Annotated in this window: 27 protein-coding genes; 18 read left to right on the top strand and 9 right to left on the bottom strand. The window is 71.9% G+C overall.

What is annotated here, in order from left to right; all coding sequences use genetic code 11:
• Positions 1–101 precede the first annotated feature (101 nt).
• Both AB0D44_RS19210 and AB0D44_RS19205 read left to right on the top strand, forming a co-directional pair.
• Complete coding sequence (locus AB0D44_RS19210) at positions 102–647, top strand: lamin tail domain-containing protein (RefSeq protein WP_362592081.1); 546 nt, start codon at positions 102–104, stop codon at positions 645–647.
• A 108-nt stretch (positions 648–755) separates the two neighbouring features.
• On the top strand, positions 756–1,067 hold the full coding sequence (locus AB0D44_RS19205; protein WP_362592227.1) for a transglycosylase family protein: 312 nt from the start codon (positions 756–758) through the stop codon (positions 1,065–1,067).
• A gap of 503 nt (positions 1,068–1,570) precedes the next feature.
• Here AB0D44_RS19205 and AB0D44_RS19200 read toward each other — a convergent pair.
• Positions 1,571–2,071 carry a hypothetical protein gene (locus AB0D44_RS19200; protein ID WP_362592079.1) on the bottom strand — a complete coding sequence of 167 codons (501 nt, stop codon included), beginning with the start codon at positions 2,069–2,071 and terminating at the stop codon, positions 1,571–1,573.
• Between the two features lie 235 nt (positions 2,072–2,306).
• Here AB0D44_RS19200 and AB0D44_RS19195 point away from each other — a divergent pair, with 235 nt between their 5' ends.
• The 7 genes from AB0D44_RS19195 to AB0D44_RS19165 all read left to right on the top strand — a co-directional run bounded on the left by AB0D44_RS19195 (position 2,307) and on the right by AB0D44_RS19165 (position 7,272).
• Entirely contained in the window at positions 2,307–2,762 is a 456-nt protein-coding gene (locus tag AB0D44_RS19195) for a DUF4383 domain-containing protein (RefSeq protein ID WP_362592076.1), read from the top strand.
• A 195-nt stretch (positions 2,763–2,957) separates the two neighbouring features.
• A complete protein-coding gene (locus AB0D44_RS19190) occupies positions 2,958–3,173 on the top strand; it encodes a hypothetical protein (RefSeq protein WP_362592073.1) in 216 nt (71 codons plus the stop codon).
• A 112-nt stretch (positions 3,174–3,285) separates the two neighbouring features.
• A complete protein-coding gene (locus AB0D44_RS19185; RefSeq protein ID WP_362592070.1) occupies positions 3,286–3,483 on the top strand; it encodes a hypothetical protein in 198 nt (65 codons plus the stop codon).
• An 853-nt stretch (positions 3,484–4,336) separates the two neighbouring features.
• Entirely contained in the window at positions 4,337–4,621 is a 285-nt protein-coding gene (locus AB0D44_RS19180; RefSeq protein WP_362592067.1) for an isoamylase early set domain-containing protein, read from the top strand.
• Positions 4,622–4,771: 150 nt separating this feature from the next.
• A complete protein-coding gene (locus tag AB0D44_RS19175) occupies positions 4,772–5,518 on the top strand; it encodes a VOC family protein (protein ID WP_362592224.1) in 747 nt (248 codons plus the stop codon).
• 105 nt (positions 5,519–5,623) lie between these two features.
• A complete protein-coding gene (locus tag AB0D44_RS19170; RefSeq protein WP_362592063.1) occupies positions 5,624–5,977 on the top strand; it encodes a PRC-barrel domain-containing protein in 354 nt (117 codons plus the stop codon).
• Between the two features lie 827 nt (positions 5,978–6,804).
• A complete protein-coding gene (locus AB0D44_RS19165) occupies positions 6,805–7,272 on the top strand; it encodes a hypothetical protein (RefSeq protein WP_362592060.1) in 468 nt (155 codons plus the stop codon).
• 92 nt (positions 7,273–7,364) lie between these two features.
• Here AB0D44_RS19165 and AB0D44_RS19160 read toward each other — a convergent pair whose 3' ends face one another.
• The gene (locus AB0D44_RS19160) at positions 7,365–8,738 is read right to left on the bottom strand and encodes a deoxyribodipyrimidine photo-lyase (RefSeq protein WP_362592057.1); all 1,374 of its coding nucleotides are present in this window, start codon (positions 8,736–8,738) and stop codon (positions 7,365–7,367) included.
• Positions 8,739–8,817: 79 nt separating this feature from the next.
• On the bottom strand, positions 8,818–10,383 hold the full coding sequence (locus tag AB0D44_RS19155; protein WP_362592054.1) for an SDR family oxidoreductase: 1,566 nt from the start codon (positions 10,381–10,383) through the stop codon (positions 8,818–8,820).
• Between the two features lie 276 nt (positions 10,384–10,659).
• Between AB0D44_RS19155 and AB0D44_RS19150 the strand changes: the two genes are divergently transcribed.
• Positions 10,660–11,388, top strand: coding sequence for a sigma-70 family RNA polymerase sigma factor (locus AB0D44_RS19150; RefSeq protein ID WP_362592051.1), 729 nt, complete (start codon positions 10,660–10,662; stop codon positions 11,386–11,388).
• 4 nt (positions 11,389–11,392) lie between these two features.
• On the opposite strand, the gene AB0D44_RS19145 is transcribed toward AB0D44_RS19150, so the two are convergent.
• Positions 11,393–12,463, bottom strand: a complete 1,071-nt coding sequence (locus tag AB0D44_RS19145; protein WP_362592048.1) for a MerR family transcriptional regulator — start codon at positions 12,461–12,463, stop codon at positions 11,393–11,395.
• A gap of 520 nt (positions 12,464–12,983) precedes the next feature.
• On the opposite strand from AB0D44_RS19145, the gene AB0D44_RS19140 reads away from it, so the two are divergent.
• From AB0D44_RS19140 to AB0D44_RS19130, 3 genes are all read left to right on the top strand, one after another.
• Positions 12,984–13,511, top strand: a complete 528-nt coding sequence (locus tag AB0D44_RS19140) for a DUF4232 domain-containing protein (protein ID WP_362592045.1) — start codon at positions 12,984–12,986, stop codon at positions 13,509–13,511.
• A 160-nt stretch (positions 13,512–13,671) separates the two neighbouring features.
• A complete protein-coding gene (locus AB0D44_RS19135) occupies positions 13,672–14,517 on the top strand; it encodes a hypothetical protein (protein WP_362592043.1) in 846 nt (281 codons plus the stop codon).
• A gap of 130 nt (positions 14,518–14,647) precedes the next feature.
• Positions 14,648–15,223, top strand: coding sequence for a putative glycolipid-binding domain-containing protein (locus AB0D44_RS19130; protein ID WP_362592040.1), 576 nt, complete (start codon positions 14,648–14,650; stop codon positions 15,221–15,223).
• A gap of 126 nt (positions 15,224–15,349) precedes the next feature.
• Here the strand turns inward: AB0D44_RS19130 and thpD are convergent, their stop codons facing one another.
• The 4 genes from thpD to ectA form a co-directional block, all read right to left on the bottom strand.
• Positions 15,350–16,249 (bottom strand): ectoine hydroxylase, encoded by a 900-nt coding sequence (thpD, locus tag AB0D44_RS19125; protein ID WP_362592037.1) that lies wholly within the window; start codon positions 16,247–16,249, stop codon positions 15,350–15,352.
• 55 nt (positions 16,250–16,304) lie between these two features.
• Positions 16,305–16,709, bottom strand: a complete 405-nt coding sequence (locus AB0D44_RS19120) for an ectoine synthase (protein ID WP_362592034.1) — start codon at positions 16,707–16,709, stop codon at positions 16,305–16,307.
• A gap of 33 nt (positions 16,710–16,742) precedes the next feature.
• Positions 16,743–18,008: a diaminobutyrate--2-oxoglutarate transaminase gene (gene ectB / locus AB0D44_RS19115; RefSeq protein WP_362592031.1), complete on the bottom strand. Its 1,266-nt coding sequence runs from the start codon at positions 18,006–18,008 to the stop codon at positions 16,743–16,745.
• 99 nt (positions 18,009–18,107) lie between these two features.
• Entirely contained in the window at positions 18,108–18,665 is a 558-nt protein-coding gene (gene ectA / locus AB0D44_RS19110; protein ID WP_362592028.1) for a diaminobutyrate acetyltransferase, read from the bottom strand.
• A 437-nt stretch (positions 18,666–19,102) separates the two neighbouring features.
• Between ectA and AB0D44_RS19105 the strand changes: the two genes are divergently transcribed.
• Positions 19,103–19,747 (top strand): DNA alkylation repair protein, encoded by a 645-nt coding sequence (locus AB0D44_RS19105; protein WP_362592221.1) that lies wholly within the window; start codon positions 19,103–19,105, stop codon positions 19,745–19,747.
• Between the two features lie 211 nt (positions 19,748–19,958).
• On the opposite strand, the gene AB0D44_RS19100 is transcribed toward AB0D44_RS19105, so the two are convergent.
• Entirely contained in the window at positions 19,959–20,546 is a 588-nt protein-coding gene (locus tag AB0D44_RS19100) for a TetR family transcriptional regulator (protein WP_362592025.1), read from the bottom strand.
• A gap of 100 nt (positions 20,547–20,646) precedes the next feature.
• Here AB0D44_RS19100 and AB0D44_RS19095 point away from each other — a divergent pair, with 100 nt between their 5' ends.
• From AB0D44_RS19095 to AB0D44_RS19080, 4 genes are all read left to right on the top strand, one after another.
• Entirely contained in the window at positions 20,647–21,630 is a 984-nt protein-coding gene (locus AB0D44_RS19095) for an aldo/keto reductase (protein WP_362592022.1), read from the top strand.
• Positions 21,631–22,207: 577 nt separating this feature from the next.
• On the top strand, positions 22,208–23,338 hold the full coding sequence (locus tag AB0D44_RS19090) for a globin domain-containing protein (RefSeq protein ID WP_362592019.1): 1,131 nt from the start codon (positions 22,208–22,210) through the stop codon (positions 23,336–23,338).
• 36 nt (positions 23,339–23,374) lie between these two features.
• Positions 23,375–23,992, top strand: coding sequence for a pyridoxamine 5'-phosphate oxidase family protein (locus AB0D44_RS19085; protein WP_362592016.1), 618 nt, complete (start codon positions 23,375–23,377; stop codon positions 23,990–23,992).
• A gap of 134 nt (positions 23,993–24,126) precedes the next feature.
• Entirely contained in the window at positions 24,127–25,326 is a 1,200-nt protein-coding gene (locus AB0D44_RS19080; protein WP_362592013.1) for a serine hydrolase domain-containing protein, read from the top strand.
• Positions 25,327–25,469 lie beyond the last annotated feature (143 nt).

Here is a 25,469-nt window from a genome sequence, read left to right as displayed (position 1 = left end):
AGGGTCACAGTGTGGCTGCCCGGCAGGACGCCGGGCACCGCACGGAGCCCGTCCGGCCGTAACGAGGCCGGGCCGGGCCGAGTTCCGAAGGAGTCGTCTCCATGTCTGCTTCTCCCGCCAACCGCCGGCTGCTCGCCGCGGTCCTGGCCGCCGGCGCCCTGGTCGGCGCGGCCGCCGTCCCGGCCGCCGCCCACGACGACGACCGGCGCGGCCCCCGCGGCCGGCACTCCTCGGTCGTCATCGGCGACGTCCAGCACGAGAGCGGCAACCGCAGCCACGGCAACCGCGCTCTGAACCGGGAATGGGTCGAGGTGAAGAACACCGGCCGCCACTCCGTCGACCTGCACGGTTTCACCCTCACCGACCGCGACGGCAACCGCTACCGGTTCCAGGGCCTCCGGCTCGACGGCCGCTCCAGCGTCAAGGTCCACACCGGCCACGGCCGCGACACCGGCCGCGACGTCTACCAGGACCGCCGCCACGAGGTGTGGGACGAGCGGGACACCGCCACGCTCCGCGACGACCGCGGACGCGTCGTCGACAGCGTGTCCTGGGGCAGCCGCGGACACCACGACCACCGGGGGCACGACGGCGACCACCGTCGACACGACGGCGACCGCCGCGGACACCACGGCGACCGCCACTGACCCCCTCCCCTCCCTCTCACCCCCACGGACGGCGTCACCACGGCAATCCCCAGCAGAGGAGCACGGATGTTTCGTTTCCAGGACGGCCGGCGTACCGGAAGCACCGTCATGGCACTGCTGTGTGCGGTGTTCCTGTGTCAGGCGGTACCGGCCGCTTCCGGTGCGGATGCGGCCGCGCCCCCGAGACCTCGCGTCGACTGGGACGCGATCGCCCGGTGCGAGTCCGGCGGCAACTGGCACGCCAACACCGGCAACGGGCACTACGGCGGACTGCAGTTCACCCAGTCGAGCTGGAAGGCCGCGGGTGGCCGCAGGTTCGCCGCCCGGGCCGACCTGGCCACGAAATCGGAGCAGATCGCCACGGCCAGGAGGCTTGCCGCGCTGCAGGGCATGGGTGCGTGGGCGTGCGCCCGCCGCTAGGACCCCAGGGCGGCCGGTCCCGCAGCCGGGGCCGCGGGTCCGCGCCGGCGGGGCCCTACCGGGCCAGGTCGGCTCGCGGGCGGGATCTCCACGCGCTGCGCAGAGCGAAGGCCCGAACGACCGCGAGCGCGAGAAACACGACGCCGAAAGCGGCTCGTGGCCACTCTCCGACCACGAAGAACCAGTAGAGGCACAAGCCACCGAAGAAGAGGCAGACCCCGATGAGCAGGGGTTCGCGGATCCAGAAAGGGAGGACTCGGAGAATCACGTTGATCAACATCTGACCAGTCGAGCAGGCACACACCTCTGACGCAGTGTCGGAAGCCACAATTCCGCAGCCGGGCGTCAGAGCTCGGACACCAGCCACCGGCCGCCCGCCGACTGCCGGGCGGCCCCGTCACCGGCACCGACCCTGGCCCCGGCACTGGCACCGGCACTGGCACCGGCACCGGCACCGGCACCGGCACCGGCACGTGCGTCGAGCCGGGGACGTGCGACACGGCTCACGCCTCCGCCCAGGTGCGCAGCAGCCCCTCCCGCACCTGCGGCTTCGGGGTGCCCTCCAGGCCGTGCTCACGGCCCCACGCCTCCAGGGCTCGCGGGTCCGCGGTTCCCGCCACGAAGCGGGCGAGCAGGTCCTGCGAGAGCGCCGCCTCCTCGGCGCCGTACCCTCCGGCCGCCGCCGAGTACACCGTCACCTCCTCCGGCCCGTACTCCGTCTCCAGCCGCAGCTTCATCTCCGGCGGCCCCTCTCCGAGGAACGCCCCCACCGCGGCCGAGACCAACGACCCGATGAACTTCGGCCCACGGCCCGCCGGGCCCTCGGTGGGGACGTCGTCCACGACGGCGGAGCGCAGTCCTTCCCACGCCCACATCCGGGAGCCTTCGAAGTCGAAGGCTTCCAGCCCGTCGGCGCTCAGCCGTACACAGCCCCCGCCGGCGGCCGGCGGCGAACCCACGTACACCGCGTCCGGAGTGACCCAGAACAGCCCGACCATCGCCACAACCGACTCCCGCTCTCGTCTCGTCCCGGCACACACCGCGAGCCCCTCGCCACTCGTACCGCCCGACCGGAGCGCGAGGCCGCAGACACGCCGCGGGCACGAGGTGAGCGCCGTGGCGCGGTGGGGCGCCGGGGCGCGCTGGGGCCGGGAGTGGCGATCGGAATCCGGGGTAGTCGCGAGGGGACGGGGTCCGGGATTCCGTCCCGGGAGCCGTCCTGAGCGAAGGAGGCTCGCCATGTCCCCCCGCAGCCGTGCCGCAGCGGCTCCCGGTTCCCTGGTGCAGTGGGCCGCTCTGATCATCGGCGTGGCGTTCCTGGCGACCGGCGTACTGGGCATGATCCCCGGCCCCACCACCGGCTACGACGCGATGACCTTCGCCGGACACCACTCGGGTGCCGAGCTCTTCGGCATCTTCCAGGTGTCGGTCCTGCACAACATCGTGCACCTGCTCTTCGGGCTCGCCGGTATCGCCATGGCGCGCACCCCGGGCACCGCGCGCACCTTCCTGATCGGCGGCGGAGCGATCTACCTGGTGCTGTGGCTGTACGGGCTCCTCGTCGACCGCGGTACCGACGCCAACTTCATCCCGGTCAACACCGCGGACAACTGGCTGCACTTCGGCCTGGGCCTGGCCATGGTCGTCCTCGGTCTGCTCCTCGGACGCATCCCGCGGGTCCCGCGCCGACGCTGAGAGGCCGCGAGGTCGCGTTGCCCTCCCGGTGGCGCGGCCCGGCCCCGCGCGACGCCATTCGGGGCAGCCATTCGGGGCAGTGCCCGGCCGTGCCTGGCCTCCGCGTCGGGCAGGGCTTCGCATGCTGGGACACGGCGCGCTGTCGCGCGACCGTCCCCCTACCCTTCCCCTCCCCCGCGGCACAAGGAGTACCGGATGTCCTCGGACGTGGTTGAACGCTTCATGGCGGCTCTCGATCCGGCCCACCGCGAGACCGTGGGAAGCCGGGACCGCGCGGAACAGGAGCGGCTCGCCGCCGCGTGGGAGAAGGAACTCGAACAGGACACCGACCTGGACACCCTGGACGAGCTGTCACCGCCGGCCGCCGAGGAGGAGGCCGCCCGCCGGGTGGTCGAACGGCTCACGGAGTAGGGCCACCCGGGCGCCGCCTGTCGCACCTCGGTGACGCACGGGATGCGGTCCGTCACCAGCCGTGTCAGGGTGGCCCGGAAGGATCATCCAGCGTCGCAGAGGAGTCGCCGTCATGGGCGGTAGGCAGGACAAACGCCCGGAGCCGCGTACGGGCCGTGAGCGCGAACGCGAGGAGCAGGAGCGTCTACGGAACGCGGGCCAGGACCCCGTCCACCCCGGGGACCGCAGCGGGAAGAGCCCGGAGGAACTCAATCGGGCAGGACGTGACGCGGGCGGCGAGGACGTCGACATGCGCGACGAAGAGCTCTGACGCCCTGAGCGGGTCTGAGCGCGGGTCTGAGCGGTCTTGACTGACGGTGCGAGCCCGTCCCTCTCACACCCGACGTACGCACGCACGCACACCCACGCACGCAGGACCCGGCCGGGCCCGTAGTCCCTCGGCCGGGTCCTGTCATGCCCGCCGCGCCTCTGCGCTCACGCTCACGTGATCGGCTCCGGTGCCGGGACGGGTCCGGGCAACGGGCCCGGCTGCGGATGCGGATCGGGCCGCGGTGCGGGCTCCGGCTGCGGATCGGGTTCTGGTTGCGGCGGGGCCGGAGGCACGGGGTCCGGGCCGCCCGGCGGCGGAATGGGCCCTGGTACCGGGCCGGGCTGCGGACCGGGCCCGGGCCCCGGCGCCGGGGTGGGGCTGGGAGGAACGGGATCGTTGGGAGGAGTACCCATGGCTGCTCTCTGCCGTCGGAAACGTGGGTGTGCCGGCCGCCCTACCGGGGCGGAGGGGGCGGCGCGGGATCGGGCTCCGGATCCGGTCCGGGGACGGGCCTCGGGATCGGCCTCGGAGTGTGGGGATCGCCGGGGTACGGGTGGGTGGGAGGTACCGGACCCGGCTCCGACGGGAGCGGATGGGTCGGCGACCCCCTCTGCTCGTATGCGCCCGTGTGTCTGTAGGGGTTCCTCGTCATGGTGAAATCCGGTGTCTCGCGGATGGCTCTCACGTTCCCCCTCCTGCCCGGTCTCATCGGGCCGAATCGCCGCCGCCCCGCGCGTCTGGGATCCCGTGCGCGCTCCGCCGCCCGGGTGCCTTGCGCACGTGTCGCCGCGCGACCCGCCCGGTCCCGGTACGAGGATGTGGCCGACGTTCCCGACCCGGCAGGAGCCTTCCCGTGCTCGAACGCAAGCGCCGCAAGAGCGGCAAGGACCACACGGAGATCACCTTCGTCCTCCCCTCGGACTCCCCGCCCGGACCGGTCAGCGTCGTCGGCGATTTCAACGACTGGCAGCCGGGCGTCCACGAGCTGCGGCCCCGCAAGGACGGCATGCGGGCGGTCACCGTCGCCTTGCCGGGCGAGGGCACGCACGCCTTCCGGTACCTGGCGGAGGGCGGCCACTGGTTCAACGACGAGGGCGCCGACGTCCTCGACGGCTGCAACAGCCTTCTCCGTACCTGACCGACTGCGCCCACGCACGTACGACCGCCTCCGGGGGCGCCTTCCGAGTACCGTGGGAGGGGCTCCCGGGGGGCGCACCAGCGGATGGGGTTGACAGTCGTGTCGACATCGAGTCACGAAGCATTCGGCGCACCCTGCTGGGCCAGTCTGATGGCCCGCGACCTCAGCGCGGCACAGAAGTTCTACGGCGCGGTCCTCGGCTGGGACTTCGGGCCCGCCCGCCTCGGAGAGGGTTTCTCGGTCGCCTTCAGCGACGGCGTTCCGGTGGCCGGTATCGGCGTCCTGCCCCCGACGCTGACCATCCCCGTCGTGTGGACCCCGTATTTCGCCGTGGACGATGCCGACATCACCGCGGCACGCATCCGCGAGCGCAGCGGAACCGTCGCCGTCGGCCCCCTGTCCTTCGGCACCGGGCGGGCGGCGCTCGCCTCCGACCGCGACGGGGCGGTCTTCGGGATCTGGCAGGGCGAGGTCATCCCCGACTGGGGTATGGGCGGGGAGGCCGCCCCGGCGTGGCTCGAGCTGCGCACGCGGAACGCCTTCGACGCCGCCATCTTCTACGGCGAGGTCCTGGAATGGGCATGTGGCCAGACGGGCTGCTGCGAGGTCGCCTACGTGGAGGAGGACCAGCGGATCCTGCTCCGCCACGCGGGCCGGACGGTGGCCCGCCTGCACGGCGGGACGCTCTCGGAGGCCCCCGATCCGCACCTCAGGCCTCGCTGGCACGTCCACTTCCGGGTGCCCGACCTGGACGTCGCGGTGAAGGCGGCCACCGGGCTGGGCGGCAGCACCGTCACCGTCCCGGGTTCCGGTCCGTCGCCCCACGAGGTCACCCTGCGGGACCCCGAGGGCGCACTGTTCGGCATCGCCGGTCCCACCGGTTCCGCCCCCGCCTAGCCACCAGTGCGGGGCCGTGCGTGTGGGGCCCCGGGGAGGGTAGGCGCAGGCAGGGGCTGAAGCCCGCGCGGTGAGCGGGCAGCAGCACGGAGCGAGGAGGCTGCCATGTCGAACGGAGACATCTGGGGGTACCGCGCGGAGTCCGGCTACGAGACGGGAACCGACCTGGTCGGCTTCAAGGTCGAGGCGACCGACGGGAGCATCGGAAAGGTCGACGAGCACACGGACGAGGCCGGAGCCGGTTACCTCGTCGTCGACACGGGGATGTGGGTCTTCGGCAAGCACGTCCTGCTCCCCGCCAGCACCATCCAGCGCATCGACCGCGCGGACGGCACGGTCTTCGTCAACCGTACAAAGGACCAGATCAAGGACGCCCCCGAATTCGAGCGGGAGAAGCAGCCCCGCGACCCCCCGTACCTCGAGCAGTTCGCCAAGTACTACGGCATGCCGCACATGTGACCGAGGGCGGGGCCCCCGATGGCCCCGCTGTGTCCTCCTGCCCGCTGCGTCCTGCTCCCCCGACGACGTCGCATTGTGCTGTGTCCGGGAGCCGGACAGCGATTTTCCTCCCCGTCGCAGGGGGTTTCCGGACGCCCTCGGGCGAGTTCGCGAAAAACCATGTCCTGGGGTGGGGCTGCCAGTTGACTGGGGTAGGTCAGCACGCGTAGGTGGAGGAAGGATCAGCAGCGTGAGCTTCGGGGGACCCCAGCCGCACCAGGAGCCGTGGCCGCCGAACGGCGGACCGTATCCACCTCCCCCGCCGCACCCGCGGGCCCCGGTCCCGCACCCGTACGTGCCCTCGCAGCAGGGTGCGCCGCCGTACGGGCCGTACCCTCCCTACCTCTACCCGCCGCAGCCGAACGACTCCCTGTGGCAGCGGTTCCACGACGACGAATGGCCGAGCCTGGGGCAAGTGCTGCGGGGCAACCGTCGGCAGGTCCACGGGTGTGTGTGGGCCCTGCTGCTCTTCCCCTGCAACTGGCCGCTGAGCGTGCCGTTGCTGATGCTCTACCCGATGGTCGCCACGGCCCGCCGCAAGGCGCGGCAGATCTTCCCCGAGCCGGATCACCGCGGGATCGAAGACCGCCCGGTGGTGCGCGTACAGACGGCGCGGGCCTGGACCGCCGCCGTCGCGTCGTTCCTGATCCTGGTCGTCTACAGCGAGCCGGCCGACTGGGCGCGCACGTACTTCCAGTTCATGACGCGGCTGGCGATCACCCCTTGGCTCCTCCTCCTCAGCGCCCCCCCTCGCGGTCGCAGTGCTCCATCGCGGGGCGTCGTCCGCCGTGCGACTGGACCTGCGACCGCGCCTGCGCACGTCGGTGCGGTCCGCGGTGCGGTATTTCGGCGCGTTCACGCTCGTGCCGCTGCTCGGTATGGCGGCGGGCGGGGTGGTCGCTCACTTCGTGAACGCGGTCGAGGAAAAGTGGCTCTTCCTGAACTCCATCGTGTTCGTCGTGGTGTTCTCCCCCGTGATCTGGATGCTGTGCTTCGTCGGGTTCTCCGCCGGCCCGGCCATCCGCAGCTTCAACACCGCCGGGGTGCATCCGGCGCTCCCCGCGCTGCTCACCGGCGTTCTGGTGTGGGAGTCCGCCGCCCTCGGCCTGGCGATGGCCGGATTACCGCCCGGCCCGCCGCTGGTGCAGATCTGCGCCCTGGTCGGCGGCCCGGTCTCGGTGACGGCCCTGTCCTGGTGGGAGATCCACCGCCTGCGCACCCGCCATGGAGTGGTCCTGCGCGGGGAGGCTTCGTAAAGGCCGCGGCCGCTTGGCGAAGGTAGTGCGAATTGCCCCTGCCGTGCGACGGCGTGCCGAAGTCGGGGGCGCATGCGGACGAGCCCGGTGGCTCAGTCGATGCCCCGGCCGTGGCGGAACCGGCCGAGCGCGTCGGCGAGGTCCACGACGGGGTCGGGGTAGTCGATCGCGGCGCGGTCGTGGTTCGGGAGCGTCCACGGCTGGTGGACGTACGGGAAGGCGAGGCCGGCCAGTTCGGGAACCCAGCGGTGCACGTAGGTCCCGTCCGGGTCGAAGCGGCGGGCCTGCCGCAGCGGGTTGAGGACCCTGTTGGGCCGGGTGTCCGTGCCCGTGCCCGCGACCCACTGCCAGTTGAGCTGGTTGTTGGCGATGTCTCCGTCGACTAGCAGGTCGAGGAAGTGCCGTGCGCCGATGCGCCAGTCCACGTACAGCGTCTTGGTCAGGAAACTCGCGGTCAGCAGCCTCGCCCGGTTGTGCATCCAGCCCTCACCGCTCAGCTGGCGCATGGCCGCGTCGATGACCGGATAGCCGGTGCGGCCCTCGCGCCACGCCTGGATCTCCTCCCCGGCGTCCCGCTCGGTACGCCAGCGGTCGTGGCGGGGCCGGTAGTCCGCGGCGGCGCTGTCGGGTCGGGCGGCGAGCACCTGGTAGTGGAAGTCCCGCCAGCAGATCTGGCGTACGAAGGCCTCCGCTCCTAGGCCACCGCGCTGCCGGGCGCGCCGGACGATCTCGACGGCGGAGACGGTGCCGAAGTGCAGGTGCGGGGAGAGCCGCGACGTCGCGTCGCCGGCCAGGTCGTCATGGGTCTCGGCGTACTGCTTGACGCCGTCGCTCAGCCAGCGGGCGAGGAGCGCCCGCCCCTGCGACTCGCCGCCCCGGGCCAGGTGGGCCGAGACGCCCTGTACGGCGGAGCGTGCGGGCAGCGCCTGCGAGGCGATCCCCGCGGGGACGGGCACACTGCGCGGTGCGGTGGCCACGTCCCGCAGCGGGAGCCCGGCCCAGCGCCGGAAGTACGGCGTGAAGACGGCGAAGTGGTCGGAGCCGGCCGGGGTCACCGCGCCGGGGGCGAGGGCGGTGACGACCGTGTCGTGCACGTACAGCCGGCGGCCCTCCCGCTCCAGGGCGTCCCTCAGGCGCCCCTCGCGGGCATGGGCGTACCCGCTGGCGCCTGCGGCCATGTGGACCTCGTCGGCATCGGTCTCGTGCGCCACCGCCGCCACCTCCGCCACGGGGTCCCCGGAGCGCAGGACGAGCCGGCCGCCGCGGGCGCGGAGCCCGGCGTCGAGGTCGGCGAGGCAGTCGGCGAGGAACGCCTGCCGGTTGGGCGCGTCGAAACCGGCCGCCTCGATGCGGGCATCGCGGACGAACAGCGGCACCACCTCCTCCGCGGACGACAGGGCGGCGCGCAGCGGCGGGTGATCGTGCACGCGCAGGTCGGAGGTGTAGAGGACGATGGCGACGGTCATGAGGGCGCACTCCGCATCGGTAGGACGACTGCCGGCTGTGAAGGTCTTCGTCGGCGGGCGGGTTCCCGGATGCGCCGGCCTACCCGTCCCCCGGTCCGGCAGCGGTCTCGAGGCGTTCGGCGGCGCGGGTGATGTTGCGCGCCATGCCGCCGAAGACCACGGCGTGGAAGGGGGCCACGCTCCACCAGTAGAGGTGGCCGAGCAGCCCGTGGGGGTGGAAGAGCGCACGCTGCCGGTAGGACGCGCCGCCCGGCCCGGCGGCTCCGGGACGCGGGTCGGCGTACATCTCCAGCCAGGCCAGCCCCGGCAGCCGCATCTCCGCGCGCAGTCGCAGCAGCCGGCCCGGCTCGATCTCCTCGACCCGCCAGAAGTCCAGCGAGTCGCCCACCCGCAGCCGGGAGGCGTCGCGGCGGCCGCGCCGGATGCCGGCTCCGCCGACGAGCCGGTCGAGCCAGCCCCGGACCGCCCAGGCCAGCGGGAAGGAGTACCAGCCGTTGTCGCCGCCGACTCCCTCGATGATCTGCCACAGGGCGCGCGGGGAGGCGTCGGTGTCCCGCGTGCGGTGGTCGGTGTAGAGGCTGCCGCCCGCCCAGTCCGGGTCGGTGGGCAGTGGATCGCTCGGCGCGCCCGGCAGGGAGGCGTTGGACCAGCGGGTGCTCACCTTGGCCTCGCGCACCCGCTGGAGGGCCAGGGCGAGGGCCCGGTCGAAGGGGACGGGCGTGCCGGGCGGGTCGGGTACGTACCGGGCCACGTCGTGCTCGTCGCAGACCACCTCGTGGCGCAGGGATTCGGCGAGCGGCCGGGCCAGGCCGCGCGGGACGGGGGTGACCAGGCCGATCCAGTGGCTGGACAGGCGCGGAGTGAGCATGGGGGCCCGCAGGATCAGCCGGTGGGGCAGACCCGCCACGGCGGCGTAGCGCCGCATCATCTCCTCGTACGTCAGGACGTCCGGGCCGCCGATGTCGAAGGCCCGGTTCACGTCGGGGGGCATGGTCGCGCTGCCCACGAGGTAGCGCAGGACGTCGCGGACGGCGATCGGCTGCACCCGGGTGCCCACCCAGCTCGGGGTGACCATGACCGGGAGGCGCTCCGTCAGGTAGCGCAGCATCTCGAACGAGGCGGAACCGGAGCCGATGACGACGGCCGCGCGGAGCACCGTTGCCGGGACCTCGCCCGTCAGGAAGATCTCGCCGACTTCGGCGCGCGAACGCAGGTGCGGGGAGAGGCGGCGGGCCGGTACCCCGGTGGGGACGAGTCCGCCCAGGTACACGATGCGGCGTACGCCCGCCGCGCGGGCCTCCTCGGCGAACGTACGGGCGGCCGCGCGGTCCCGCTCCTCGAAGGAACGTCCGGCGTTCAGCGAGTGCACGAGGTAGTAGGCGACGTCGACCCCCCGGAGGGCGTCGGCGGTCGACGCGGCGTCGGTGACGTCTCCCCGGACCACCTCCACCCGGTCGGCCCAGGCGTGGTCACGCAACCGGTCGGGGGACCTGGCCATGCACCGGACGCGGTGGCCCGCGTCCAGCAACTCGGGCACCAGGCGGCCCCCGATGTACCCCCCGGCGCCGGTGACCAGGCAGAACAGCGGACCGGGCCGAGGCTGCCGCCCGTTCACCGGGCGGGTTTCGTCGTTGCGTGCGGACATGGACGCCTCCACTCGGACCGGCACGTCCGACGAACCGGTCTGTGGTGCCTTCCCCGCGCAGGCCCCGACCGGATGCACCGACCCCCATTTCGCCTAGTGCCATGTCGCGTCGTGTAAATCAATGCACAACCGGTGCGAGTTGCGGCGGTTCCGGGGCCCGAGCCACGCTCGTCGGGCTGCAGCGTCAGGCCGCTTCCCCTTCTCCCGGGGCGGCACGCGTCGTCCTCGGTCGGCGGGTGCCCGTCCACGGGAGTCCCGGCACGAGGAGCCGTCATCGTGGTTCTCGCCCTCACCGCCCTTACCGTCCGGACCGCCACCGCCACGACGGCGGGCGCGGCCGCTGTCTCGACCGCCGTCACGACTGCTGTCACGACCACCGTCACGACCGCCGTCACGACCGCGCTCACCGCTGCACCGTCCCGCGACGCGCATCCCCCGGACGCCGCGGGTGACCTCGTGGACCTCTCCATGGGATTCAAGGCGGGCGACGAGGAGTCCTTCGCCACCGCCTACCGGCGTTGGGGCGGCATGGTGCGCACCATGGCCTGGCGCACCACCGGCGACCCGCACACGGCGGAGGACATCACCCAACAGGTGTTCTTCGACGCCTGGCGGGGCCGCCACCGGTACGACCCGCAGAGGGGCGATCTGGCGGCGTGGCTCGCGGGCATCGCGCGGCACAAGGCCATGGATGCGCTGACCGTGCGCAGCCGGGTCACGACATCGGTGCGCACCGACCTCCGGGAGGCCGATGGCGAACCGGACACGGCCCCGGGCGGCAGCCCCGAGGCGGCCCTGGACCGGGTCCTCGTCCTGCACGCCCTGGCGGACCTGCCCGTGCGCCAGCGCGAGGTCCTGTGCCTGGCCTTCTACGGCGGCCTGACCCAGGTACGGATCGCCGAGCGGACCGGTATGCCGCTGGGCACGGTCAAGAGCCACATGCGCAGGGGGCTGCGGTCGTTGCGCGGGACACTGAGCGGCCGCGGCGGCTCCCGGGAGTACTGACGCGTCAGCGCATGCCGGGCGTCGTCGACGCCGCCGGGGGCGGGCTCACGGCCCGGGACAGGCCCACGGCCCGGGGCAGGCCCACGATCCCGCAGATCACGTCCAGGCCCGAGCCGAGTCCGGTGAGGAGCCGGGACCCTGCCTCGGGCACGCCCGCCCAGCCCGGTCCGCCCACCAGGACCTGCGGGTGCGACCGAGCCCCTTTGACTCCCCACGCCACACCGGCGACGGCATCGACGACACGGCCGAGGTCCACACCGGCGGGCCTGGCCTGCGCCCAGAGGACGACGGCCGAGGGGCCCACTCTGCGTACCGCTTCGAGCAGCGCGTCCACCGGCAGCGCGGGGCCGAACATCCGCCGCGGCACGCCGGCCTCCCGCAGAGCCGCGTCCAGGGCTTCGAGGGGAAGACTGTGCTGCTCCCCCGGCACGCAGGCGAGCAACACGGGCGCCGTTCCCGCGGTTTCCCCGGACTGCCGTCCGCTCCGCAGCGCCGAGGACACGTGCCACGACAAGAGGTGCTCCACCTCCACGTAACGCTCCCCCGAGGACGCCCATTTGCGGCCCACGGCGTGCAGCGCCGGAGCGATGATCTCCTCCCAGGCGACGACGCTGCCGTAGGTGTCGAGGGCATGCTCGAGGAGCTCGCCGACGGCCGGGGCGTCGAGTCTCACCGCCGCACGCGCCAGGCCACGGCACTCCTGCCGTACGGCTCCCAGGGGCAGCGCGTCGCGGCCCCCGGGCGTGCGCGGACGGACACCGCTGCCGACGGGGGCCGGCGCCGCCCGCTGCTGCAGGCCGGCGGACGAACGCCTCAACGCGGCCCGGGCCGCCTCCGCGGGCGCAATGCCCTGCGCCGTCAGGGAGCACATCAGCTCGAGCCGGGTGATGTCCGCAGGCAGCCACCTGCGGTGCCTTCCGTGTTCCCGCTCCGCCGGCCCGATCCCGTACCTGCGCTCCCAGGAGCGCAGCGTCGTCGCGGAGACCCCGAGCCGCCTGGCCACGGCTCCCGTACTCAGGCCCACGTCGTCCGCAGCGCTGCCGCGGCCTCCGGGATCGTCGTGGTGGGGGCTCATTGCGCCAGCGTAGTGGGGTGTCCGGGATATCCGCCCTCGCGCAGGCGGTACAGCGTTGCGGCCGCCACCACTGTCGTCGTATGCCCCCTCGGGCGGTGTCCTGCCGCCGGCCCGCAGGGTGCGTACACCCCGGGGTGTAGGCCGTCGTACACCCCCGGTGAGCGGGGCGGATACACCTCTGGGTGGCCGCGCGTACGGAGGGTTCGGCCGTATCTTTCGATGCGTCAGATCCATCGGTCGCGGCGGCGGACCGCGGCTGGTTCGAGAGCCACCGCGCAGGCACGACAACGGGGGAATCACCATGCACGCTGCTGCTCGCGAAAGCCGGAGGAACCCGAGCCGGCGCCGGCGCCGGAAGGTCTCCGCCCTCGGGACGGCAGCGGTCGCCGTGCTGCTCGCGTCCACCGCGTGCGAGTCGGGCACGGCCGATGGTTCGGCCTCGCCCAAGCCCTCGGAACCGACGAGCTCGGCGAAGCCGGGTGGGTCCGCTTCCGCGAAGCCGGGTGGGTCGGCTTCGCCCGTGCCCGGCACGACGGGTTCGGCGAAGCCCAGCGCTGGGGCGAGCAAGACCGGCGGCAACGGCGGCGGCAACGGTGACGGCGCCATCGCCCCCTGCACCGCAGCCGGCGTCTCGGTCTCCGCCACGAACGAGGACGAGAAGGGCGCGACCGTCAAGCACCTCCTCCTCACCCTCACCAACATCAGCGGCAAGAAGTGCACCGTCCACCACTACCCCTCCGTACTGGTCGGCACGGATGCCCAGGCCCCGGTCCCCGTGATCAAGGACAGCGACCCGAAGGCGCTCGCCACCCTCGCTCCCGGCGAGAAGGCGCACGCCGCACTGCTCGTTCGCGGCGGTCACCGCGATGAATACCCGGCGTACTCCCTCGTCGTCACGCTCCAAGGCCCCAAGCTGGGCGACCGGGAGCCCGAGTCGATCAAGGTCGCCCTGCCCGGCGTCGACGTGGTGTGGGCCGACGACGGTGCCCGCGTCACCTACTGGACCACTGCCTCCGGCTACGCCCTGGACTTCATCATGTCGTCCTGACGCCCTCCCTCGACCCACCCACCGGAGCCTTCCGCGCAAGGGAATCCCGGCTCCGGGAGAATCGAATGGTGGGAAAAGTGCCGGAAGGGCGAACTACACCCACCTGCGGGTGAGTAGCATCCCTCAGCAACACCGTGAGGTATGAGGAGAGTGAGCCGCGATGGCCAACGAGCCCGACACCACACCGATCCACAACCTGTACGCGCAGCGGTTCGCCGCCGATCTCGAGACCAACCGCAAAGAGCAGGAGGTGGTTTCCGCGCAAATCGCGGAACTCGAGCTTCGTCTGAAGCAGTTGAAGGAGGACGAGAACTGGCTGCGCGGAATCCAGGGCACGCTGCCCGAGGCTGCGGCGGACTCCACCGCGGCCCCGGCCCCGTCCCGGGCCGAAGACACCGTCGCCGTACCACCCGCGTCCGCACCCGCATCCGCCGAGTCTGCTGGGGCCGGGACCGGGAGTGTTCCCAAGCCGCGGCAGGCGCGGAAGGCGACCGGGGCTGCGACCGGAGGTACGGCACGCGCCAAGAAGGCGGCGACGCGGGCCAAGGGTGCCTCCGGCGGCCCCTCCGCCCGGGTCACCACCAAGACGCCCACCGCGCGCAAGCCCTCCACAGCAGCGGCACGCAAGACGGCCAAGCCGGCGGTGGGCAAGGCCGCAGAGCCGGCCGTGAGCAAGGCCCCGGCCCCGGCGGTGGGCAAGACCCCGGAGCAGCCCCTGCGTGAGCTCGTCCTGGCCCTCCTCGTCAGCGCGGGCGAGCCCCGCATGGTCAACGAGGTCGCCACGGAACTGGCCCAGGCCCACCCCGCCCGATCGGCCTCCACCCAGGTGGTGCGCAACACCCTCGAGACCCTGGTCAAGAAGGGGTCGGTCGAGAAGGAGCACCGGCAGGGCTCGGTGATGTACACCGTGGCCCCGGCCGCGGCCGCCGAGCCCGCGGACGCGGCCACACCTCAGTCCGTACCCGTCTCCGACACCACGGAGGAGAAGGTGTCGGCGGACGTGTGACCCGTCACCGCCGTGCCACAGGCCACGCGACCCCTCCTCGCGTGGCCTCGGGCGCAGCGGGCGACACACGCCGGGCCCACGCACACGCCATTGGCCCGGAGTCCGGCTCCGTCACACCTACGCTCGGGCCATGAGCACTCCATCCACCGCCCGGACCTGGGAGATCCTCCCCGTCAGGGGCTACTCCACCGCCTGGGTCGACTTCGCGCCCGACTCCTTCTCCGCCCGCGGACGCGCCGTCGCCCTGCTCCCCGAGCCGTACTGGGTCTCCTACGAGCTGGAAACGACCCGCGGCTACGTGACCACGCGTCTGGCGGTCACCGTCGAGACGGCCGCGTCGACCGGATCCCTGGACCTGCGGCACGACGGGCAGGGCGGTTGGACCGTGAACGGTATGGACCGTCCCGACCTGGCCGGAGCACTCGACTGCGACCTGGGCCTGTGCCCGCTCACCAACACCATGCCCGTGCTCCGGCACTCTCTGCACCGCGAACCGGGCCCCGGCCCTCTGGACTTCACGATGGCGTGGGTCTCGGTCCCCGACCTGACGGTCAGTGCGAACCGGCAGACGTACACCCATCTGGCCCGCGCCGAGCACGGGGCCCGGATCCGCTACCGGTCCGGGGATTTCCAGAGCGACGTCGAATTCGACGACCGCGGTTTGGTCCTCGACTACCCCTCCCTGGCGACCGCGCTCACCCGCTGAGCGCGGCGCGGTGCGGGGTGGGCATCGGACCGACGCGGCGGGCACCGGACCGGCGCCGGGAGCACGGCTCGCCCAGGCCGTGCTCCCCGCCGGGCCCCACCGGGCGAGGTACGGGCGAGCAGCGTGTCAGCGCACGGCTGTCACGTCCCGCGCCGCGATGAAACCGGGGCGGCGGACGGGGGCCGCGAAAGGCTCCACCGGGGCGTTTTCGACGCTGTTGAACACGAAGAAGACGTTGCTGCGCGGGTAGGGCGTGATGTTGTCCCCGGAGCCGTGCATCGCGTTGCAGTCGAACCACGTGGCCGAGCCGGCCTGACCCGTGAACAGCCGGATCCCGCAGGCCTCCGCGAACTTCGCGAGGGCCTCGTTCGAGGGCGTGCCCGCGTCCTGCATCTGCAGGGACTTCTTGTAGTTGTCCTTCGGCGTCTCGCCCGCGCATCCCAGGAAGGTCCGGTGCGAGCCGGGCATGATCATGAGCCCGCCGTTGGTGGGGTGGTTCGGGGTGAGCGCGATGGACACCGAGACGGTCCTCATGCGCGGCAGTCCGTCCTCCGCGTGCCAGGTCTCGAAGTCGGAGTGCCAGTAGAACCCGCGGGCGCCGAAGCCGGGCTTCACGTTGATGCGGGACTGGTGCACGTAGACGTCCGAACCGAGGATCTGCCGCGCGGTCCCCACGATGCGGGGGTCCGCCGCGAGCCGGGCGAAGACCTCGCTGATGCGGTGCACTTCGAAGACGGAGCGCACTTCCTGCGAGCTCCGCTCGACGATCGAGCGCTCGTCGGCCCGTATCGCGGGGTCGGCGATCAGCCGGTCCAGCTCGCTGCGGTAGAGGTCCACCTCTTCGGGCGTGATGAGCTGCTCCACCGGGTGGAAGCCGTTCTGCTCGAACCCCTCCAGCTCACGCCTCCACAGGGGCCCCGGCGTTCCGGGCTCGGACCAGACGACGGGGTCCTTGCGTCCGATCAGGGCCTCCTCCGTGCCCCTGGTCGGGTAGACGTCCGCGATGCGCTCGGTTGTGGTGCTCATGGTGTTGCCTGCCTCTCCTCTCGTCATCCGTGTCGATGCCGTCCGCCGATGTGCGTCAGGCGTGGTCCGGCTCGGTGAGCAGCGGGTACACGCCGTTCGCGTCGTGGTCCTCCCGCCCGGTGACGGGCGGGTTGAAGACGCACAGGCAGCGGAAGTCCCGCTCGACGCGCAGGGTGTGCCGCTCGTGGCCGTCGAGCAGGTACATGGTCCCGGGGGTGATGCGGTACTTCTCGCCCGTCTCCTCGTCGGTGAGTTCCGCGTCGCCTTCCGTGCACACGACGGCCTCGACGTGGTTCGCGTACCACATCGACGTCACCGTCCCGGCGTAGAGCACGGTCTCGTGCAGGGAGAAGCCGACGCGTTCCCGTGCGAGGACGATGCGCTTGCTCTCCCAGGTTCCGGAGGCGGCCTTCACGTGCCGCTCGGTGCCCTCGATGTCCTTGAACGAACGGACGATCACTCTGGTCTGCCCTTCCTCTGGTGCTGCGGTCCGTCAGGCCGTCTCGCGGACCGAGCGCGTCAGGATTTCCAGGCCCTCGTCCAGCTCCGCGGACGACAGGGTGAGGGGCGGCAGCAGCTTCACCACCTCGCTCTCGGGGCCCGAGGTCTCGACGAGGAGGCCGTGTTCGAAGGCCTTCCCGCACACCTCGCCCGCCCGGTCCCTGTCCTGGAACTCGATGCCCCAGACCATGCCCTTGCCCCGGTGGCTCGCGCCCAGGCCCGGGTCGGAGCAGAGTTCGCGCAGGGCGGCGTCGATCCGATCGCCGTGGGCGAGGGTGTGCTGGCGCAGGACGCCGTCGCGCCAGTAGGTGTCCAGGGCGGCGGTGGCCGTGACGAAGGCCGGGTTGTTGCCGCGGAAGGTGCCGTTGTGCTCGCCGGGCTCCCAGACGTCCAGTTCCGGCTTGAACAGGCAGAGCGCCATGGGCAGCCCGTAGCCGCTGATGGACTTGGACACCGTCACGATGTCCGGGGTGATGCCCGCGTCCTCGAAGGAGAAGAAGCTGCCGGTGCGGCCGCAGCCCATCTGGACGTCGTCGACGATGAGGAGCATGTCCCGGCGCCGGCACAGGTCCGCCAGCTGCTGCAGCCATTCGGGGCGGGCGACGTTCACGCCGCCCTCCCCCTGCACCGTTTCCACGATCACGGCGGCGGGCTGGTTCAGGCCGGACCCCTGGTCCTCCAGGAGCCGTTCGAACCAGAGGAAGTCCGGTACCCGGCCGCCGAGGTAGTTGTCGAAGGGCATGGGCGTGGTGTGCACCAGGGGGATGCCCGCACCGGCCCGTTTGAAGGCGTTGCCGGTCACGGCGAGCGAGCCGAGGGACATGCCGTGGAAGGCGTTGGTGAAGGAGACGACCGCTTCGCGCCCCTTGACCTTCCGGGCGAGCTTCAGCGCCGCCTCGACGGCGTTGGTGCCGGTCGGGCCGGGGAACATGACCTTGTACGGCAGGCCGCGCGGGGCGAGGATCGCGGACTGGAAGGCCTCCAGGAAGTCCCGCTTGGCGGTCGTCGACATGTCCAGGGCGTGGGTGATGCCGTCCTGTTCGATGTAGTCGAGGAGGGCGCGCTTCAGGACGGGGTTGTTGTGGCCGTAGTTGAGCGAACCGGCGCCGGCGAAGAAGTCGAGGTAGTCGCGTCCCCGCTCGTCGCGCAGCCGGCTGCCGCTCGCCTTCTCGAAGACGGTCGGCCAGGCCCGGCAGTAGCTGCGGACCTCCGACTCCACCGTCTCGAAGACACTCAGAAGCGGCTCTGTGATGGTCAATGCGCTCTCCAAACGTGGTGCGGCGTGGCTCCGCGCTCTGCGGGACCGCCACGCGGGGGGGGTGCGGTGAACCGGCAGGAGGGGCCCGCCGGCCCCGGGTCAGAAGCCCGGCGGCAGCGTGATGCGGTGGAGCACTTCGGCGGCGTGCGCGTCGCTCTCGGGGAAGCGGCCGGGCTCGAAGAGCACTTCGCGGGTGAGCGAAGCGCCGTGGCGGTCGGCGTACGAGGTGAACAGCCGCTCCGAGGCGGTGTTGCCCGGCTCGATGGTCGTCTCCAGGCAGCGCAGGTTCCCGCGCCGCTGCGCCTCACGGGCGGACAGCCCGTCGAGCAGCGCGGCGGCCACTCCCTGCCCGCGCAGGGCCTTGTCGACGGCGACCTGCCAGATGAACAGGGTGCCGGGGGCCTCGGGTCGCCGGTATCCGCTGACGAACCCGACGGGCCGTCCGCTCGTGTCGCGGGCCACCGCGGAGGTGGCGGCGAAATCACGGCACCAGAGGAGGTAGCTGTACGGCGAGTTCAGGTCCAGTGCTTCGGAGTCACGAGCGATACGCCAGAGGGAGGCTCCATCTCCCACGTCCGGGCGGTCGAGACGCAACTCCCCGGGAAGCTCCAGGAAGCCGCTTCTGCTGCGGGCCAGGTCTGCAAGTGCAGTGGTCATGCGGAGGGAAGTTACCCAGCACGGGCCCAAATTGCATGGGGCTGGAGGGTTCCATGCGGCGACGACGCGTGATAAATGGCGGGGCACGCCGAAACCTTGTATGCGCACGGACCACCGCCCGGAGATATCGGGATTTCTCCTGTCATATCCCTCCAGACCAAGCAATTATAACGAGAACATAACTCCTTGGATTGGGCCAGAACTGCCCTTGTAATCGTCGCCACTTCGTCCAGGGAGACCGTTTCAGCCGCGAAAGACGGGGCAGGAGGGGCGGGCGTGACGGGCCGGGGGCCCGATCGCCTTCCACGCCTTCGCGCCACGCGCGCGGCGGGCCGCTTCCCGACGGAGAACGGGGCGCGGCCGCCGGACTCCGGTACGACGCCCGTCGTAGGGTGAAGCCCGGGTGTGCGGGACAGGAGGTTGGGGTGGCCGAGGTGATGGCCGAGCTGGCCGGCCTCGAGGACCCGAAGGTACGCGCGGTGAACGAGAGGCACGGTGATGATCACGGCGTGAACCTCGGCAAGCTGCGCGCGCTCGCGAAGCGACTGAAGACGCAGCAGGAACTCGCACGCCGGCTCTGGGCGACGGGCGACACCGCGGCGAGACTGCTGGCGGTCCTCGTCTGCCGCCCGACGGCGTTCGAACGTGACGAGCTGGACGTCATGGTGCGCGAGGCACGCACGCCCAAGGTGCACGACTGGCTCGTGACCTACGTGGCGAAGAAGAGCCCGCACGCCGAGGAGCTGCGCCTGGCCTGGTCCGCCGATCCGGATCCCGTGGTCGCGAGTGCCGGCTGGGCGCTGACCACCGACCGCGTGGCGAAGAAGCCCGAGGGCCTCGACCTCGCAGGACTGCTCGACGTCATCGAAGCCGAGATGAAGGACGCCCCGGATCGCCTGCAGTGGGCGATGAACCACTGCCTGGCCCGGATCGGGATCGAGCACGCCGAGCACCGCTGCCGTGCCCTGGAGATCGGTGAGCGCCTGCAGGTGCTCAAGGACTACCCGACCTCCCCCGGCTGCACGTCTCCGTTCGCGCCCGTCTGGATCACCGAAATGGTGCGCCGGCAGCAGGAGGCGTAGGCCCCGTCCGGCCGGCGGCGACCGTGGCCGGCAGCACCGGCACGGCGGGCTCCGCCCCCCGGCGATCCGCCGCCAGGCAGGGGCAGAGGCCACCCCCGGCAACAACCCGGCCCGGCTCCCCCGGCGGCCCGCCCCGGCGCCCGCGGCGCTCAGCCCGGCTGGAGGCGGGACCGACCGGGAGCCCGGCGACGACGGCGGGGGCGGCCGGGGCTCACTCCGCAGCCCGGGGCGGTGCGGTGATCCGGGACACGGCCTCCACCACCGCGGAGCGGTGCCGGGCGAGGCGGTCGGGTGCCCAGCCGGTGTCCGTCCCGGCGTCCTGCGGAGCGCGCACCGCGCCGAACCAGGCCTGCGACAGCGCCATCACCAGTGTCAGTACGTCGTTGGCGTCGATCCCGGCGTCGATCCGGCCCGCCTCCTGGGCCTGCTGCACTGCGGTGATCTTGCCCAGGTAGGAAACCGCCTCCGTGTCCGTCGCCCCCGGACGCTCCAGCTGCTTCCACAGCACCAGACGCATCAGCGACGGCCGCTCGACGAGGTGGTCGAAGACGGCGCCCGCGTAGCCGGGCAGGTCGTCGGCGTCGAACGGCACGGACTCCGAGCCCGTCTCCAGCGCCCGCTGGAGCACGGCGTCGAAGAGCTGCTCCTTGTTGCCGTAGTAGACGTAGATGAGCCGCTTGTTCGCCTGGGCCGCCTCGGCGATGCGGTCGACCCGCGCACCGGCGATGCCGTACGCCGCGAACTCGGCGAAGGCCGCATCGAGCAGGCGGGCCTTGGTTGCGCTGGAATCCCGTGCCATGCGTCCAGCCTAGCAAGTAACTATCTGGTTATTGACATCCGCCTGAGGGCCGTGCATGCTCTATCTATCCAGTTAGTTACTTGCAGGGAGAACACACACGATGGACATCCGCACACTGGGCAGCCAGGGTCTGAAGGTCGGCGCCGAAGGACTCGGACTGATGGGCATGAGCGCCCACTACGGAGCCACGGACGAGACCGAGTCGCTGGCCACGATCGACCGCGCCCTGGAACTCGGCGTCACCCTGCTCGACACCGCCGAGGGCTACGGCCCCTTCCACAACGAACGCCTCCTCGGCAAGGCCCTGGCCGGCCGGCGAGAAGCCGCCGTGATCGCGACGAAGACCGGCGTCGAGTTCACCGACGAAGGCGCCTTCCGCGGCCACAACGCCAGCCCCGAGTACATCCGCCACTCGGTCGACCGCTCCCTGCGCCACCTGGGCACCGACCACATCGACCTCTACTACCTGCACCGCATCGACCCGAACGTGCCGGTCGAGGAGAGCGTGGGCGCGCTGGCCGAGCTCGTCGCCGCCGGCAAGGTCGGCCACATCGGCCTGTGCGAGGCCGCACCCTCCACCATCGCCCGCGCGCACGCCGTCCATCCACTCGCCGCTGTGCAGACCGAGTACAGCCTCTTCGAGCGCGGCATCGAGCACGACGGCGTCCTCGACACCCTGCGCGAGCTCGGCATCGGGCTCGTCGCCTACTCCCCGCTCGGCCGGGGCTTCCTCTCCGGCGCGATCACCAGCCCGGACGACTTCGCCGCCGACGACTTCCGGCGCACCGACCCCCGCTTCCAGGGCGAGAACTTCCACCGCAATCTGGCCGTCGTCGACCAGGTGCGCCGGCTCGCCGCGGAGAAGGGCGTCACGCCCTCACAGCTCGCCCTGGCCTGGACCCTGCGCCAGGGCGCCGTGCCCATCCCGGGCACGAAGCGCCGCCGCTACCTGGAGGAGAACGTGGCCGCGACCGCCGTGTCGATCAGCGACGCGGACCTGGCGGCCATCGACGCCGTGGCCCCGCACGGCGTGGCCTCGGGCGACCGCTACTCCCCCGAGCTGATGGAGTCGCTGAACGGCTGACGGCCGAGCGGACGACCCGCGACTCACGGCCCACGCGCCCACGCGCCCGCGCACCCACGCGCACACGCGCACACGCCCCCAGCTCACCGCGCACGGCTGCCCACCACAACCCCGCTACAGGCAAGCAACAACTTGCCTGTAGCGGGGTTGTGGTGGTGGCGTGAAGATCGGATGGTCGCGGAGTGCCCCTGAGGGGGAAATACCGGCCCAGACACCCTCGACCCGCACCCATCGCCCCTCTTGGCTACTTCTGAGTCACCCCCGTGGCCCTGTAGCGTCCGGAGCCGCTTGATCCGTTTCAACGCTCCCGCCTGCCGTGAGGACTCATGCCCGCCACCCTCGACACCCCGGTCACCGCCCTCCCCACCGCCCCAAAGGCGGCCGACGGGAAGCCCTGGCGAACAACGGGGAGAGGAGCGCTGGTCCTTTGAGATTCCGGATCAACCGCTCAGGCCGCACACCCGCCCTCCCGGCGTGGGAGGCACCGGCATCCGATCCGGCCGCACATGACGCCCCACCAGGGGCCGTCGAGCCGGAGCGGGAGCCGGACGGAGAGCCGGGTGACGCCGAACCCCCTTTGTCGGCCCACGAGATAGACCTCATACGCGCCTCCGTCGCCGTGGTCGAGCCGTTCGCCGCGGACATGACGGTGTACTTCTACGCGATCCTCTTCGCCCGGTACCCCGAGGTCCGTCCGATGTTCCCGCCCGGCATGGACGCCCAGCGCGGCCGCCTGCTGCGCGCGCTGCTGCGCATCGTGGACCTCGTCGACGACCCCACGAGCCTGGTCCGCTTCTGCGGACACCTCGGTCGCGACCACCGCAAGTTCGGCACGCTCAGCGCGCACTTCCCGGCCGTCGGCGCATGCCTCCTCGCCTCCCTCGCCCGCTACGCCGGCCCCGCATGGACCGAGGACATCGCCGCCGCCTGGACCAAGGCCTACGGCGTGGTCTCCCAGGTCATGATCAGCGCGGCCGAGGAGGACGAGGCGGTACGCCCCGCCGTGTGGCCCGCCACGGTCGTGCACCACGTCTCGCGCGGACACGGCATCGCCGAGATCACCGTGCGCCCCCACATGCCCTACGCCTACGCCGCCGGACAGTACGTGAGCGTCGAGACCCCCTGGTGCCCGAAGCACTGGCGCTCCTACTCCCCCGCCAACGCGCCCCGCGAGGACGGCACCCTCACCTTCCACGTCCGCGCGGTGGCCGGCGGCGCGGTCAGCAACGCCCTGGTGCACCGGGCGGTGGTCGGCGACGTGGTCCACCTCGGTGCCCCGATGGGCGACATGGTGCTGGACGCCGCCGTCCACAGCGAACTGCTCTGCGTGGCCGGAGGCACTGGACTGGCTCCGATCCGGGCGCTCGTCGAAGAGGTCGCCCGTCGCGGGGGACGCCACCAGGTGGACCTCTTCCTCGGCGCCCGCACCGGCGCCGAGCTGTACGGGGTCGACGACATGCTCAGGATGGCCCAGCGCCACCACTGGCTGACCATCAGGGGCGCGGTCTCACATGAGTACATCCCCGGAATCCGGGGGTCCCTGCCGCAGGTGCTGGCCGAGTACGGACCGTGGTACCAGCACGACTGCTTCCTCAGCGGCCCGGCCCGGATGGTCGTCTCCGCCAACGAGACGCTCACCCAGGGCGGCACCCTGCCCGAACGCATCCACCACGACCCGTTCGAGACGCCCGTCCTGTCCCTGCCCTGAGCCACGTGCTTGCCCGTCCTGCCAGGAGAACACCCCGTGACCTTGTCCCCGCCGCCCTTCGGATCAGCAGGCGAACACCTGCTCCAGCAGCAACTGGGAACCGCCGAGCGCGCCGCCCGGTTCTACGACCAGCAGGTGCGGCCCTGCCTCACAGCCGAGATGCGGGACTTCATAGGCCGCCAGCCCATGGTCTTCCTGGCCACGGCCGACGCCCGCGGGGAGTGTGACGCCAGTTTCCGGGCGGGGCCGCCGGGCTTCGTCCACGTGATCGACGACCACACGCTCGCCTACCCCGAATTCCGCGGCAACGGGGTGCTCGCCAGCGCCGGCAACATGACGGAGAACCCCCATCTCGGGATGCTGTTCGTGGACTTCACCCACCATCACGTGGGCCTGCACGTCAACGGCGTGGCCCGGCTCTACACCGACTCGGCCCTGCGCTCCCTCCATGCCGGCCTGCCCGTCGACGCAGCGCCCGGCCGCAGTCCCGAGATGTGGGTCCACCTCAGCGTCGAAGAGGCCTACATCCACTGCTCCAAATTCATCCCCCACCTGGAGCCGGCCCCCCGCCCACCCGGCCACGACCCCGCGCGCCCCAAGGACTCGAGCTACTTCACCGGTCCCGGTGCGGTACTGGGCACCCGTCACACGTAGGCCGGGCGCGCTCGCGTACCCGACCGGCCCGGGCACAGGGAACTCAACCGTCCGGTCCTCGTTCGCGGTCTTGTCGGGAATGCGGACCCGTCGGTCCGCGGGAACACGACGAGTCACACGCCAAGGAGCACGGCATGACGTTACGGAACACCGCACGGGTCGGCCTGGCGGGTCTCGCGGCCGCCGCCATGGCGGCCACCGCCTTCGCGGTCCCCGCCCAGGCATCGTCGGACACCGCCCCCGCGAAGCCGGGGCACGGGGCGACCCAGCGCGCGATGGACGCCGAGGTGAAGGCGGGCATCCCCGGCATCACCGCTCAGGCACGCGACGCCCACGGCGTCTGGAAGTCGACGTCGGGCGTGGGCGACCTGACGACCGGCGCGCCGCGGGGCGCGAACGACCGGTTCCGGATCGGCAGCATCACCAAGACGTTCGTGGCCACCGTCCTGCTCCAGATGGAGGCCGAGGGGAAACTCTCCCTCGACGACCGCGTCGAGCGCCATCTCCCCGGCCTGGTGCGGGGCAACGGCAACGACGGCCGCAAGATCACTCTGCGTCAGCTCCTCAACCACACCTCCGGCCTCTTCGACTATCTGGCCGACGAGGAGTACCTCGACACGTACATACGGGGCGAGGGCTACCTCACGCACCGGTACGACACGCTGCCGCCCGAGAAGCACGTGGGGGTCGCCCTCTCCCACGCGCCGTTGTTCGAGCCCGGCGACCGGTTCTCGTACTCCAACACCAACTACATCCTGGCCGGGTTGGTCATCGAGAAGGCGGGCGGACGGACGTACGAGGCCGAGGTGCGCGACCGCATCATCGGGCCGCTGGGCCTGCGGGCCACCTCCAACCCCGGCAACCGCATCCACATGCCCCGGCCCGCCGGCCGCAGTTACTCCAAGCTGTTCGCGTCGGCACCCGACCGGATCGACGACGTCACCGAGATGAACGGCTCGCAGGGCTGGGCCGACGGCGACATCATCTCCACCACCGGCGACCTGAACCGGTTCTACGGCGCCCTGGCGCGCGGCGAACTGCTGCCGCCGCACCAGCTCGAGGCCATGAAGACCACCGTCTCGGCCCCCGAACGCCCCGACATGTCCTACGGACTCGGCATCACCCGTTTCCGGACGAGCTGCGGTACGACGCTCTGGGGCCATGGCGGAGGCATGGTGGGGTCGACCTCGCTGGCCGTCACCACAGAGGACGGCCGCCACCAGCTCGCCTACAACCGCAACGGGGACTGGAGCACGGGAGCCCCGACCGCCATCATGGAGGCCGAGTACTGCCCCGCACCGGCCACGGCGAGCGGGCCGACCCCCTCGGGCTGATCCGTACACCGGCAGACGCCTGCACGCGGCCTGCGCGGCGGCCGGGACGCTAGGGCGTGTCCGCAATGTCGATCGGTCGTTACTCCGTTCGTGGTGCGACGTCATGAACTGACCGATCAGGCATGGGAAATCATCGGACCGCT

This window comes from Streptomyces sp. NPDC048349, from assembly GCF_040651925.1.
In the GTDB taxonomy this organism is placed as follows: domain Bacteria; phylum Actinomycetota; class Actinomycetes; order Streptomycetales; family Streptomycetaceae; genus Streptomyces.
Note: the sequence above shows the minus strand (reverse complement) of the source record. Positions and strands in the feature narration are given on the sequence as shown.